The sequence below is a fragment of the Actinomadura sp. SCN-SB genome, from assembly GCF_043906805.1.
Taxonomy (GTDB): Bacteria; Actinomycetota; Actinomycetes; order Streptosporangiales; family Streptosporangiaceae; genus Spirillospora.
In genome coordinates this window covers 44,014-56,250 of record NZ_JBIMPP010000001.1, presented here as the reverse complement: position 1 = coordinate 56,250, position 12,237 = coordinate 44,014, and the positions used below count along the sequence as shown (strand labels likewise).

General features: G+C 70.6%; 12 protein-coding genes. 3 read left to right on the top strand and 9 right to left on the bottom strand.

From position 1 onward, the window contains the following. Nucleotides 1–138: 138 nt before the first annotated feature. Nucleotides 139–1,026, top strand: coding sequence for a TauD/TfdA dioxygenase family protein (locus ACGWYJ_RS00335; RefSeq protein ID WP_395103412.1), 888 nt, complete (start codon nucleotides 139–141; stop codon nucleotides 1,024–1,026). A gap of 35 nt (nucleotides 1,027–1,061) precedes the next feature. On the opposite strand, the gene ACGWYJ_RS00330 is transcribed toward ACGWYJ_RS00335, so the two are convergent. The 9 genes from ACGWYJ_RS00330 to ACGWYJ_RS00290 are packed head-to-tail and all read right to left on the bottom strand — an operon-like array spanning nucleotide 1,062 to nucleotide 10,305. Continuing rightward, nucleotides 1,062–2,042, bottom strand: a complete 981-nt coding sequence (locus ACGWYJ_RS00330; RefSeq protein ID WP_395103411.1) for a hypothetical protein — start codon at nucleotides 2,040–2,042, stop codon at nucleotides 1,062–1,064. A gap of 25 nt (nucleotides 2,043–2,067) precedes the next feature. Beyond that, the gene (locus ACGWYJ_RS00325) at nucleotides 2,068–3,345 is read right to left on the bottom strand and encodes an MCE family protein (RefSeq protein ID WP_395103410.1); all 1,278 of its coding nucleotides are present in this window, start codon (nucleotides 3,343–3,345) and stop codon (nucleotides 2,068–2,070) included. Next, on the bottom strand, nucleotides 3,345–4,439 hold the full coding sequence (locus ACGWYJ_RS00320; RefSeq protein WP_395103409.1) for an MCE family protein: 1,095 nt from the start codon (nucleotides 4,437–4,439) through the stop codon (nucleotides 3,345–3,347). Before ACGWYJ_RS00320 ends, ACGWYJ_RS00325 begins: the two co-directional genes overlap by 1 nt. Beyond that, nucleotides 4,439–5,476: an MCE family protein gene (locus ACGWYJ_RS00315; protein WP_395103408.1), complete on the bottom strand. Its 1,038-nt coding sequence runs from the start codon at nucleotides 5,474–5,476 to the stop codon at nucleotides 4,439–4,441. The genes ACGWYJ_RS00320 and ACGWYJ_RS00315 overlap by 1 nt, the downstream gene beginning before the upstream one ends. After that, nucleotides 5,476–6,495, bottom strand: a complete 1,020-nt coding sequence (locus ACGWYJ_RS00310; RefSeq protein ID WP_395103407.1) for an MlaD family protein — start codon at nucleotides 6,493–6,495, stop codon at nucleotides 5,476–5,478. Before ACGWYJ_RS00310 ends, ACGWYJ_RS00315 begins: the two co-directional genes overlap by 1 nt. Then, nucleotides 6,495–7,553, bottom strand: coding sequence for an MlaD family protein (locus ACGWYJ_RS00305; protein WP_395103406.1), 1,059 nt, complete (start codon nucleotides 7,551–7,553; stop codon nucleotides 6,495–6,497). The genes ACGWYJ_RS00310 and ACGWYJ_RS00305 overlap by 1 nt, the downstream gene beginning before the upstream one ends. 7 nt (nucleotides 7,554–7,560) lie before the next feature. Then, nucleotides 7,561–8,592, bottom strand: coding sequence for an MCE family protein (locus ACGWYJ_RS00300; RefSeq protein WP_395103405.1), 1,032 nt, complete (start codon nucleotides 8,590–8,592; stop codon nucleotides 7,561–7,563). Between the two features lie 49 nt (nucleotides 8,593–8,641). Next, nucleotides 8,642–9,496 (bottom strand): ABC transporter permease, encoded by an 855-nt coding sequence (locus ACGWYJ_RS00295; protein WP_395103404.1) that lies wholly within the window; start codon nucleotides 9,494–9,496, stop codon nucleotides 8,642–8,644. Nucleotides 9,497–9,501: 5 nt separating this feature from the next. Beyond that, nucleotides 9,502–10,305: an MlaE family ABC transporter permease gene (locus tag ACGWYJ_RS00290; protein ID WP_395103403.1), complete on the bottom strand. Its 804-nt coding sequence runs from the start codon at nucleotides 10,303–10,305 to the stop codon at nucleotides 9,502–9,504. 252 nt (nucleotides 10,306–10,557) lie between these two features. Here ACGWYJ_RS00290 and ACGWYJ_RS00285 point away from each other — a divergent pair, with 252 nt between their 5' ends. Then, the gene (locus tag ACGWYJ_RS00285; RefSeq protein WP_395103402.1) at nucleotides 10,558–11,079 is read left to right on the top strand and encodes a MarR family winged helix-turn-helix transcriptional regulator; all 522 of its coding nucleotides are present in this window, start codon (nucleotides 10,558–10,560) and stop codon (nucleotides 11,077–11,079) included. A gap of 149 nt (nucleotides 11,080–11,228) precedes the next feature. After that, entirely contained in the window at nucleotides 11,229–12,110 is an 882-nt protein-coding gene (locus tag ACGWYJ_RS00280; RefSeq protein ID WP_395103401.1) for a lytic transglycosylase domain-containing protein, read from the top strand. Nucleotides 12,111–12,237 lie beyond the last annotated feature (127 nt).

The following is a 12,237-nucleotide window of genomic DNA, read 5'->3' as shown; positions in this document are numbered from 1 at the left end:
CCGTACGTGGCTACGTGGTCATGCGCCGGGCACTGAACGACCGGCACTGGAAGGGTACCGGCCCATCGGCTAGGATCAACCTAGCGATTGCTTGGCTATCGTCATCGCCCGCCACGCCCCGATGGAGGCCGAGGAGACATGATCGAGTTCCACCCCCTGACCCGGAACATCGGCGCCGAGGTCACCGGAGTCGACCTGGCCAAGCCGCTGGACCCGGAGCAGATCCAGCAGATCAGGGACGGGCTGCTCAAGCACATGGTGCTGTTCTTCCGCGACCAGCACATCAGCGACGAGGAACACGTCGCCTTCGCCAAGCAGTTCGGCACCGCCAACATGCCGCCCATGGACGTCAGCGGCAGCGCCGTGCACGTCCTCGACCAGACCGACCCCAAGGGCGAGGGCGGCGACTCCTGGCACAGCGACAACACCTTCATGAAGACCCCGCCGATGGGCTCGCTGCTGCGCGCCGTCATCCTGCCCGAGGTCGGCGGCGACACCCTCTGGGCCAACATGTACATGGCCTACGAGTCGCTCGCGCCCTGGCTACAGCGGCTCTGCGACGAGCTGTTCGCCGAGCACGACCTCACCATGTCGGTCACCAAGGCCATCGACAAGGGCCACCGCATGGACCTGAGGGAGATGCAGGAGAAGAACCCGCCCGTCATCCACCCCGTCGTCCGCGTCCACCCGGAGACCGGCCGCAAGGCCCTGTACGTCAACCGGTCCTCGGTCACCCGCCTCATCGGCCTGTCCCGGCGCGAGAACGAGGCGCTGCTGCCCCTGCTGTTCGACGCCGTACGGGACCCGCAGTTCCAGGTACGGCTCAAGTGGCGGGTCGGCACGCTGGCGTTCTGGGACAACCGCCCCACCCAGCACTACGCGGTGGCCGACTACACCCAGCGCCGCAAGATGCACCGGGTCACCATCAACTGCCCCGCCGAGATCGACGACGGCGTTCCCAAGGGCGTCGGCGGCGTGACCGGAGCGGACGCGCCCGCCGAGACGGCCGCCGCCCGCTACCTGTAGCGGCAGGCCGCCCCGGGACGCCGTGGCCGCGCCTCCTAGTCCTTGGACGAACCGCTCGGGCTGGGGCTCGCTCCAGGGCTCGCCGGCGTGGTCGGCAGCCCGCCCTGCCGGCCCTTGTTCTGGTCGTCGACGCCCGACGAGTACTGCTCGGTGACCTTCCAGCGACCGTCGATCTTGGCCAGGCTCAGCCGGATCAGCGTGGCGGGCGAGTCGTTGACGCCCTCGGTGGTCCGCAGGCTCACGTTGACGGAGATGGCCGCCGTCGCGAAACGCTCGTCCACGCTGCCCACGAACACCTGGTCGGTCTTGGACGTCAGCACGAGCTGCGGGTTCTGCCTGAAGGTGTTGCCGAGGTTGGGCAGGGTGTTGGTCTTGAAGCTGTCCAGCAGGTCGCCCGCCATCAGCGACTGGGCCTTCTGCATCTGCGTCTGGTAGTTGCTCGCGTTGTAGTTCAGGGCCACGTCCCCGTACGCGGCGGCGACCTTGGCGACGGCGGCGCGCTCCTCCTTCTGGTGCGCGAGCCTGGCGGCCGTCCACCACTGCCAGATCCCGAGGCTGGCCAGCGCCGCCACCAGCACCACGACCACGACCGCCGGGACGCGGCCCATGCCGAGGAACGTCTGTCCCTCCGCCCGGTCCAGGGACACCGGCTCCTTCCGCTCGCGCGGCTCGGCCTTCGGCTCGGGCGGCTCGGCCGTCTCCTCGGTCGCCCGCCTGGTCGCCCGCCTGGTCGCCCGCCTGGTCGCCCGCCTGGTCGCCCGCTCGGTCGCCCCTTCGGGGTCGCCTGGGGACTTCTGCCTGGGCTCCGGCGGGGTCCAGTCCTCCTCGTCGTCGATCGCGTCGAGGACCTCGTCGAGATCCTCGTCGTCCAGGACCTCGATCACCCGTACCCGCCGCTTGCGCCTCGCGGCCGGACGAGCGCCCGCCGTCCCCTTCTCGGCGCGGGCCGGCTCGGTCTCGTCGGCGTCGACGTCCGCGGCGTCCTGCCGGACGTCCTTGGGGGTCTCGCCACTCACGTCGGGCTCTCCTCGGGGGTTGGGGTCAGTCCTTGCGACGACGGCGCCGCCGTGCCAGCACGGGCACCGAGCCCGCCATCACCCGCAGCAGGACCAGGGCCGCCAGGACCGGCGGGACGTACACCAGCCAGGGCGGCGGCCCGCCGTCCCCGCCCTCGCCGGAGGTGTTCCCGGCCTGGATCGACGGGTCGTGCGTCGGGATGGTCGCTCCGGGGTTCTTGGCCTGGTAGGGCTTCTGGGCGACCTGCTCGGCGGGCCTGCGGCCGTCCGGGCAGGCGGGCTGCCTGTTGGCCCTGGGCTGGGGCAGCGGCGTCTTGTACTCCAGCGCCGCCTTCGTCTGGAGGGTCAGCATGAACGCCACGTTCAGCACCGGCTTTCCCTGGTCGGTGCCCAGGATGTTGTCCAGTACGACCTTCAGTTCGGGCGCCAGCGCCAGGGTCTGCCGCAGATCCCGGTAGACGGCCGGGTTGTACTGGGTCAGGCCCAGCGTAGCGAGCGTGTCCACGGCGCACGTGAAATCCGGCCGGGTCTTGTCGAGCACGGAGTTCACCGTGGCCAGCAAGTCGGGTCCGGTGTCGCGCAGGGTGGTCAGCTCTCCGCGGACCTGGGCCAGCGCCGCGGTCAGCGCGGCCAGGTTGTCGATGCCCGCGCCGAGCTGGTCGCGGTTCTGGTTGAGCACGCGGGTGATTTTGGCCAGGTCCTTGGTCAGCCCGTCCAGCACCTCGGTGTTCTCCGCGAAGGTCCCGGTGAGCTGGTCGCCGCCGTTGATGATCTGACGCAGCGAGCCCTCCCGGCCGGACCACCCGGCGGCCAGCTCGCGGGTGAGCACCTGGGCGTCGTGCGGGTCGATGGCCTTCAGCGACGTGATGACCGCGCCGAACAGGTCGCCGTACCTGGGCGGGACGGTGGTCTGCGACATCGGGATCACCGCGCCCGGCCGCATCTTCGGCCCGTCCACCCCGCCACCGGGGGGTGGGGTCAGCTCGACCACCGGCTCGCCCACCGCGGACTTGCGGGCGGCCGCGGCCTTCACCCCGCGCGGGATCTCGATGCCCTTGTCGATGTCCAGCGTGACCCTCACCCGGTCGCCGGCCAGCCGCACCGAGTCGATCTTGCCGATGCGCAGGCCCAGATAGTCGACCTCGAAGCCCGGATGCAGGCCGGGCGAGGACGCGAACTCCACGGTGATGTGGTACGGCCGGTCGATGAAGTCGAACCGGACGACGTTGTTGAACGCCCACACCGCCATGACCACGGCAAGGGCGGCGAAGGCCAGCAGGTTGACCGTCAACCGGGTGCTCATCAGCGCGGCCCCCTCAGCAGGTCGTCCAGGTCGGGCAGGGCGCCACGCAGACCCTCGGGAAGCCTGGGCGTCCTGGCATCACCGCCGCCACCGCCGCCACCGTCGTCTCCGCCGGTGCGGTTCTGGCGGCCGGTGGGCAGCAGCGGCGTCCCGTCCGGCCACGTGATCCGCAGGATCGGGTAGAGCAGCACCTGGCCGTCATAGCTGGCGCGCGGCAGCTTCGACTCGAAGGTCACCAGCCCGTTCACCAGGTTGGTGAGCCTGGTCCTGTTGTCGCCGAGCTGGGCCAGCACGGGGTCGAGGTCGCGCAGCAGCGTGCGGAACCGCCGCACCCTGCCCTCCAGCACCTTGTCGTTGAGCTGGCGCGCCATGTGGGTCAGCCGCCGCACGGTCTGGAGGATCTTCTCCTTGTTGTCGTTCAGCAGCCGGGTGGTGCGTTCGAGCTCGCCCGGCGCCCGGTTCAGCTCGTCCCCGCCCTGCGCCAGCGACCGGCCCAGCCTGGCGAACCGGTCGACCGCCTGGGCGAGCTGGTTCCGCTGGTCGGTGAACACCTTCACCAGCTCGCTGGACTTGGCGATGGTGACGTTCAGCTGCCGCCCGTTGCCGTCCAGCGCCGCCGCGCCGGTGTTGACGATCGTGGCCAGGTCGTCGCCCGCCAGCGCCCGCAGCAGCGGCCCCGCCTGGCCCACCACCTGCTCGAACGACGGCTGGACACGGGTCTGGGTGATCATGGAGCCGGTGGCCAGGAACGGGCCGCGGTCCATGCTCCCGCCCGGGGGCAGCACCAGGTCCACGTAGTTCTCGCCGAGCAGCGAGGTCACCTTGATCTCCGCTCTGGTGCCCCGCGGGATCCGGTGCCCGTCCTCGATCGACAGCGTGGCGATGGACCGGTAGGCGCGCTTGTCCAGCTCGACCTTGGTGACCGTGCCGATCGTCACGTCGGACATCTGCACGCTGTGCCCGGCGACCAGGCCCTGCACGTCGTCGAAGGCGGCCTTGAGCACCAGCGAGCCCTGCGGCGCCCCCGCCGTCCGGATCGAGCACCCGGCCAGCGCGACCAGGGCGAGCAGCACGGCCGCGACACGGACCCTCATCAGTCACCCCCTCCCGTGCCCATCCAGGGACAGTTGGAGTTGGGCGCGGGCAGCGGGCAGGGCACCTCGTCGCTGTTGAGGATGCTCCTGAGCCAGGTCCGCAGGAAGGCGTCGGTCGCGAACCGGATCTGCAGCGACCTGGTCTTGGGGTTGTAGCCGCCGATGAGGGCCTCGCTGATGCCGGGCAGCGCGTCGATCAGTTGCGCCAGCGACTGGGCGTTGCCCTTCAGCACCAGCGCGGTCCGGGTGAGCACCGCCAGGTCGTACGGCAGGCGGCCCTTGTACTTCTTCAGCAGCGTGTCGCCCTGCCGTGACAGCTCCAGGATGCCGCGGATCAGCTCCTGCAACTCGCCGCGTTCGGCGCTGAGCACCTGCGTGGCCTCGGCGAAGCCGCGGATCACCTGGCCGAGGACCTGCTCGCGGCCCCGCACCACGCCCGCCAGCCGTCGCAGGTTGCGCGCGACCTCCACGAGCTGCCGGTCCTGGCCGGCGACGTTCTCCACCAGCCTGGCGCTCTGCTCCAGCGTCGCGTTGAACTCCCGCCCGTTGCCGTCGAGGCTGTTGGCGGACTTGTCGAGCGCGGCGCCCATCTTGGTCGGGTCCAGCGCGTTCGCCAGGTTGGTGAACGAGCTGAGCGCGTCGTCCACCTCGACCGGGACGTGGGTGCGCTCGATCGGGATGCGGTCGGAGGTCTCCTTCGGCCGGCCCGGCCGCCACGGCGGGTGCAGCACCAGGTTGCGCTCGCCGACCAGGTTGAGCGGGACGATCGAGGCCCGCACGCCCTTCGGCAGCGGGACGTCCTCGTCGATGTGGAAGGTGACCCTGATGCGGTCGCCGGCGTTTTCGACCTTGTCGACCAGACCCACGTCGGCGCCCATCACCTTGACCCTGGACTCGGGGTAGAAGGAGCGGGCCTTGGCGAACTCCACGGTCATGGTCCGCCGCCCGGCGGCGTCGTCCGGCAGCACCGAGCATCCGGCCGCGGCCGCCGTGCACAGGGCGGCCACCACCGCGCCGAACCTCGTGATCGGTCTCATCAGTTCGCCCCCCGCCGTGGGGTGGAGATGGGTCCGGGGGGCTGGAGCGGGCCGAGGCCCGTCAGCAGTCCCTCCACCCAGGGCCCGTTGCCCTTCAGGTTCGCGACCTGGAGAAAGGTCGGGCCCAGCAGCGAGAAGTCGGTGTTGAGCGCGTCCATGTTGGGGGCCAGCCGGGTCGTGAGCAGGTGCAGGTTGTCCAGCAGGGTGTCCAGCTCCCGCTGGTTGCGCGAGATCACGTTGGACAGCGTCCGCACGGTGCGGTTGCCCTGGCCGATGGTGGCGGCCAGCTCGTCGCGGCGCCGCACCAGGCTGTGCAGCAGCACCTGGCTGGACGCGATGATCTGGCGCAGCTCCTCGTCCTTGGCGGCCAGCGTGCCGGTGATCGTCCTGCTGTTGCGGATCAGCTTCTCGACCTCGGGGAAGGAGTCGTTCAGCGTTCGCGACAGCTCCCGCAGGTTGACCAGGATCCGGCGGAGCCGCTGGGCCCCAGGTGTCTCGATCGTGTTGATCTGTGTCAGCAGCGTGTCGATGCTGCGCTGGTCGAGCCTGCCGACGATGTTCTGCGCGCTGTCCAGCGCCTGCGGGACGGTGAACGGGACGGTGGTGCGCCGCAGCGGGATGCGGCGGCGCTCCTCGGGCACGTCCGCCATGTACGGCTGGGCGACCGGCCCGGACAGCCGCAGGTAGCGGCCGCCCAGCAGGGTCGTGGTCTGGATGTCGGCGCGGGTGGCCGGGCCGAGGTCGATGCCCTCGTTCACCTGCCACTTCACGATCACCGTGCCGGTGGAGAAGTCGGGCTCGACCGAGGTGACCCGGCCGACCTTGACCCCGGCCACCCGCACGTCGTGGCCCTTCTTGATGCCCGCGGTGTCCTCGAAGACGCCGCTCATCGTGTAGCCGCGTTCGAACAGGCGTAGCTGCCCGGCCGCGAACGCGAACACGCATCCGGCGGCGAGCGCGGTGAGCGTGACCACAGCGACGATCCGGTGGTCGGCGTCCCGCAGCGATTTCAGCGCCATCACCGACCACCCGCCAGGATCTTCTTCAGCTTGGCCAGGTCGGCGGGCGACGGCTGCGCCGGCGCCTGCCCGGGCAGCGTCATCGGGAAGGGGCACGGGCCCTGGACGATGTTGATGCACAGCGCGGTGGTGCGCAGGAAGTGGCCGCCGTTGACGGCCGCGAACAGCTGCCGCAGGGTCAGCGGCAGGTTCTGCACCATCTTCTCCAGCTGGTCGACGTTCAGCCGGAACGTCTCGCTGAACCGGCCGAGGTTGTCGATGATCCGGGCGAGCTGCCCGTCCTGCCCCGCGAGCACCTGGTTGAGGTTGGTGGTGACGCCGCTGATCTCCACCACGGCGTTCTCCAGCAGCCGGTGGTTGCCGGCGAACACCCGGGTCAGCTCGCGCAGGTTGTCGACACTGGCGGCGATCTGCTTGTCGCGGGTGGCCACCGCCTCGCTGACCGTCTCGTAGTCCTCGATCATCCGCTGGATGGTGGCGCGGCGCACGCTGAACGTCCGCAGCAGCGCGTCGAAGTTCTGCACGAGCAGGCCGATGTTCCGCTCGTTGCCGTCCAGCATCTGGGTGAACGCGAAGAGGATCTTGTTGAGCTGGTCGGGGTCCAGGCTCCGCGTCAGCGGGCCCAGGCTGTTGACGATCTCGCCGAGGTCCACCACCGAGCGGGTGTGCGGCACGCGGTCGCCGTCGCCCAGCCGCCCGGCGCCGCGTCCGGGCTCCAGGTAGACCACCCGCTGGCCCATCACGTTGCGCCAGCGCACCGCGGCGGTGGAGTCGTCGGGGACGCGCACGTCCCGGTCCACCGCCAGCTCCACCACGGCCTTGCCGCGCTCGACCCGGATGGCGCTCACCTGCCCGACCGGGGCCCCGGCGATCTTCACCTGGTCGCCCTCCAGCAGCCCGGTCACGTCGTCGAAGACGGCGGTCAGCCGGTAGCGGTCGGTGAAACCGGTCCCGAGGATCTGCTGGCCGATGAAGAAGGTCAGCGTTCCGGTCAGCGCCACGAACACCAGGAACTTCAGCGTGGTGCTCGGCGTGGGCGCGCGTCCGCTGCGGCTCATGGGCGCCTCACCGCCCCTGCCCCGGGAGGGCCCGGCACACGTCGTACAGCAGGAAGCACAGGTCGAGCGGGAGCGTGTTGACCTGCTGGCCGAGCAGCGTGTTGCCGGGTCCCTTGATCCTGATGGTGTCCGACAGCAGCGCGAAGAACCCGTTCAGCGAGTCGATCAGGACCGGGATGTTGTGCCGCTGCCCGGCCATGACGGACGCGATCCTGCCGCCGGTGTCGATGACCGTCCCCAGGTTGCGGCCGTGCCCTTCCAGGGTGTCGCCGACCGTGCCGGCCAGCCGTCCCGACTCGTCCAGCAGCCGCGTCACCTTGTCGGGACGGCCGTTGAGCGCGGGGGCGAGCCGGTTGAAGTCCCTGATCGTCGCGTTCAGCGTGCCGCCGCGGGAGCCGAGCGTGCCGGACACGCCCGCGATGTCGTCGATCAGGCTTTGGATCACCGCGCGGTTGGCGTGCGCCGCGTCGATCACCTGCCGGCCGTTGGTGATGGTGCGGCGCAAAGCCGGGGCCTCGCCGGACAGCCCGGCGGCGAAGGTGTGCAGGATCGTGGCCAGCTCGTCCGGGTTGATGGCCCGGGTGAGCTCGTGGGCGGGCCAGGCCGTCTCGGCGAGGTCCTGCGGGTCCCTGGTCCGCGTGATCCGGCCGCCGTCGGCCAGGTAGGGGCCGGTCAGCTCGCCGGAGCCGGGGACCAGGTCGACGTCCTTGGGCCCGAACACCGAGACCGGCTCGATCCTGGCGGTGGCGCTCCTGGGCACCTTCACGCCCCGGTCCATCCGCACCCGTACCGTGACCCGTCCGGTGCGCTCCAGCGTGACCGCGTCGACGGTGCCGACCGTGATGCCGCGGATCTTGACATCCGAGCGTCCCGGGTCCAGGCCCTGCCCGGCCCGTCCGAACGAGGCGGTCAGGTACGTGGACCCCTCGTGCGACTCGGTGGAGCCGAGCGCCACCAGCACCGCCGCCCCGGCGATGACACCGGCGCCCAGCAGCCCGAACAGGGCCCGGCTCCGCGCGCTGAGTGGTTCGTCGCTCATGTGCCCTCCTTGGGGGCGGTCCCCCGGCCCGCCCCGACGGCTCCCCCGCTCATCCGGTCAGCCTCACGGTGCCGCCGTGCCCCCAGAAGATGTACGACAGGACGAGGTTCATGAGGATCATCAGGATCGTGGACTCCCGGATCGCCCGGCCCGCCGCGACGCCCACGCCCACCGGGCCGCCGGCCGCGTAGTAGCCGCGGTAGCAGTGGACGAACATGATGATGAACGCGAACACCGCGACCTTGATCACGCTGTAGAACACGTCGATCGGCGGGAGGTAGAGGTGGAAGTAGTAGTCGTAGATGCCGGGTGAGAGCCCGAAGTACTCGATGGTGATCAGCCGGGTCGCGGCGAACGCCATGAACAGCGAGACCAGGTACAGCGGCACCAGCGCGATGACGCCCGCCGCCACCCGGGTGCAGACCAGGTAGGTCAGCGAGTTGATGCCCATGACCTCCAGGGCGTCGATCTCCTCGGAGATCCGCATCGCGCCGATCTCGGCGGTGAAGCCGGTGCCGACCTGGGCGACCAGCGCGACGCCCGCGATGATCGGGGTGACCTCGCGGACGTTGGAGTAGCTGGCGACCAGCCCGGTGAACGCCTCCGCGCCGATCCGTTCCAGGCCCGGATAGCCCTGCAGCCCGACCATGGCGCCGGTGGCCAGCGACATCGTGGCCACCACGAAGATCATGCCGCCGCCGATCACCAGCGCGCCGACGCCGACGGTGATGTCGCTGACCTGCTTGGCCAGGGTCCGGCCGTACTTGCGCCGCAGGACGATGTCGACCAGCAGGCCGTGCAGCACCCGGCCGAGGAAGATCGGCAGGTTGAGGGAGGCCGGCACGCCGGCGGCGCGGCTCTGGAGCAGCCGGCCCAGCCGGCGTACGGGGGAGATCGCGACCATAGGCGTCAGTACCTCGGGGGGAAGAGAACCTGGTAGATCATCGTCAGCACGTAGTTGGCGGTGAACACCACGATGGAGGTGACCACCACGGCGCGGTTGACCGCCCGCCCGACGCCGACCGGGCCGTAGTCGCAGGTCATGCCCATGTGGCAGGCGACCGCCGCGGCGATGAACCCGAACACCCACGCCTTGAACAGCGTGATGAGGAGGTCGGGGAACTGGAGCAGGGACGTGGCGCCGTCGAAGAACGCGCCGGGGCTGACGCCCTGCTGGACGACGTTGAAGTAGTAGCCGCCCAGCACGCCGGCCAGGATCACCACCGAGCACAGCAGCAGCGAGACCGTGCTGGCCGCCCACAGCCGGGGGGTCACCAGCCGGTGCACGGGGTTGATCCCCATGACCTCCATGGCGGCCAGCTCGTCCCGGATGTTGCGGGCGCCCATGTCGGAGGTGATGGCCGAGCCGCCGACCCCGGAGACCAGCAGCGCGGCGGCCAGCGGGGCGACCTGCTGGATCATCGCGGCGACCAGCAGCGCGCCGGTGCCGGACTGCGCGCCGAGCTGGCGCGCGATATCGCCGACCTGCAACGAGATGGTGGCGCCCAGGGGGATGGCGACCAGCATGACCGGCACGCTGGTCACCCGGGCCAGGAACCAGCACTGCTCGATGAACTCGCCCCACCACTGGCGCAGGTCCCAGGTGCGGCGGAGGCCCTCCAGGAAGGTGACGCACAGGAGCCCGGTCTCGTCGAGCGTCCTGCCGATGCGCCTGCGGGCCAGGTCGGGTGCCTTGGCCAGGCTCAGGGCCATCGGCCGGCGACCTTGGGGACGGGGGCAGGGGGGGTCATTCCAGACTCCTCACGTTCGGACGTCGGCGCTCATCCGAGTTCCGATCACGGCCGCCACGGCCGATACCGCGCCCCCGCGATGCCGGCTGGGATCGGAGTCACACATGGGGACCGAGAGCACACGGACACCGTGTGTGATCTGGAGCACTCTAAATCAGGAAGCTCTAAAAAGCGAGTACTTACATGAGGATTGGTCCGAAGCTACGATCTTGCGGTGCCCACTTTCACGCACGGAGGCGCGGACCCGCTGGTCGCCGGGGTGTACGAGCGCTGGGAGAAACAGGGGCTGCCGGGCGCCCCGTGGCCCTTCATGAGCATGGTCTCGGTCGCACGCCTGCACCAGTTACTGCAGAAGGCCCTGGAGGCGGAGCTGAAGCGGCTCGGCCTGACCAGGACCGGGTACTTCCTTCTCACCACGCTCGCGCTCATCAGCGAGGGGCACGCGAGCCTGAGCACGCTCAGCCGCCTGGTGATGCTGCACCCCACCTCGGTGAGGCTGACCGTCGACCAGTTGGAGGCCGCCGGTCTGGTCGGGCGGCTCCCCCACCCCAGCGACCGCCGCGCCACCCTCGTCCGGATCACCGACGCGGGACGCGAGCGCGCCGGGGCGGTGAACCGGGCGCTGGAGTCGCCCGACGGGCCCATGGGCGTCTTCACCGGCTTCCACCGCGAGGTCTTCGAGGCGCTGCAACCCGTCCGCAGAGCCGCAGGGGATCTGGACGACCTCGTACTGTGACCGGCGCTGTGACCGCTGTACGCTACGGCCCGCGAGCTACCGAGCCGCGGTGTACCGAGCGTTCACCGAAGCATGAACCGAGCGTCACCTCGTGGCCGTACCTCGTGAAGGACGGCGACAGGTCTCAGGCGATAGGGCACTCTACTTCTATGCCACAGAGTCACGGCACGCGCAGAAGACACGCCGCGCCCCAGCAGAAGCGGGGCGGGCGGCGGCGGGCGCGGCAGGGCGGCGGGCCGCCCGCCGCCGGGTCCGCGGCGCCCGCGCGCGAGGCGTACGACCCGTACCAGGACCCGTACGGGCTGGACCGCCCGGACGAGCCGTCCCTGCGGGAAGAGCTGCGCTCCCGCCCGCCCCGGCGCAAGCGGCCGTCCGGCCCCGGCAAGGCGCGCAGGATGCTGACCAGCAACGTCACCATCACCGCCGTGGCGATCGGCGCCGTGCTGGCGGCCGTGGTGATGGTGGACTTCGACCGGCTGTCCGGCGAGCAGAGCCGGCCGTCGGGAGCGGCGGTCGGCAATCTGACCGCCAACGACATGCTGGCGATGATGAGCAGCTCCGACATCGACGCCGTCTCCGCCGACGTGATCGCCGCCGCCAAGAAGCGCGCCTACGAGAAGCACCAGGCGGAGCTGAAGGCGCTGCGGGAGAAGGCCAAGCGCGACGCCGCCGCCCGCGCCAGGCTGCGGGCCCAGCAGGAGCGGGAGCGCCTGGCCAAGTCCAACCCCAGCGCCCAGCAGAACAAGGCGTACGGCAAGAAGATGAACGAGCTCAAGGGGTGGGGCCGGTGCTGGTCGTCCCTTGAGACGCTGTGGGACCACGAGAGCGGCTGGAACGAACGGGCCGAGAACCCCTCCAGCGGCGCGTACGGCATCCCGCAGTCGCTGCCCGGCTCCAAGATGGCCAGCGCGGGCGCGGACTGGCGCACCAGCTCCCCCACCCAGATCGCCTGGGGCCTGGGCTACATCAAGGCCCGCTACAAGAACCCGTGCGGCGCGTGGGCGTTCTGGCAGTCCCACCACTGGTACTGAGCGCTCGTACGGCCGGGGACGAGCGGAACCGGCGGAGCCGGCGAGACGGGCGGCGGCCGAAGCCTCCTCGCCGCGGCGCCGCTCCCGCTAACCTCTGAAATCCCGTCCGTTGACCGCCGCACGGTCC

Excerpts from the sequence above, each read along its gene's own strand:
- ACGWYJ_RS00315 (WP_395103408.1), bottom strand. The coding sequence starts at position 5,476 with ATGAGACCGATCACGAGGTTCGGCGCGGTGGTGGCCGCCCTGTGCACG.
- ACGWYJ_RS00280 (WP_395103401.1), top strand. The coding sequence starts at position 11,229 with ATGCCACAGAGTCACGGCACGCGCAGAAGACACGCCGCGCCCCAGCAG.
- ACGWYJ_RS00335 (WP_395103412.1), top strand. The coding sequence starts at position 139 with ATGATCGAGTTCCACCCCCTGACCCGGAACATCGGCGCCGAGGTCACC.
- ACGWYJ_RS00305 (WP_395103406.1), bottom strand. The coding sequence starts at position 7,553 with ATGAGCCGCAGCGGACGCGCGCCCACGCCGAGCACCACGCTGAAGTTC.
- ACGWYJ_RS00325 (WP_395103410.1), bottom strand. The coding sequence starts at position 3,345 with ATGAGCACCCGGTTGACGGTCAACCTGCTGGCCTTCGCCGCCCTTGCC.
- ACGWYJ_RS00290 (WP_395103403.1), bottom strand. The coding sequence starts at position 10,305 with ATGGCCCTGAGCCTGGCCAAGGCACCCGACCTGGCCCGCAGGCGCATC.
- ACGWYJ_RS00320 (WP_395103409.1), bottom strand. The coding sequence starts at position 4,439 with ATGAGGGTCCGTGTCGCGGCCGTGCTGCTCGCCCTGGTCGCGCTGGCC.
- ACGWYJ_RS00300 (WP_395103405.1), bottom strand. The coding sequence starts at position 8,592 with ATGAGCGACGAACCACTCAGCGCGCGGAGCCGGGCCCTGTTCGGGCTG.
- ACGWYJ_RS00310 (WP_395103407.1), bottom strand. The coding sequence starts at position 6,495 with ATGGCGCTGAAATCGCTGCGGGACGCCGACCACCGGATCGTCGCTGTG.
- ACGWYJ_RS00295 (WP_395103404.1), bottom strand. The coding sequence starts at position 9,496 with ATGGTCGCGATCTCCCCCGTACGCCGGCTGGGCCGGCTGCTCCAGAGC.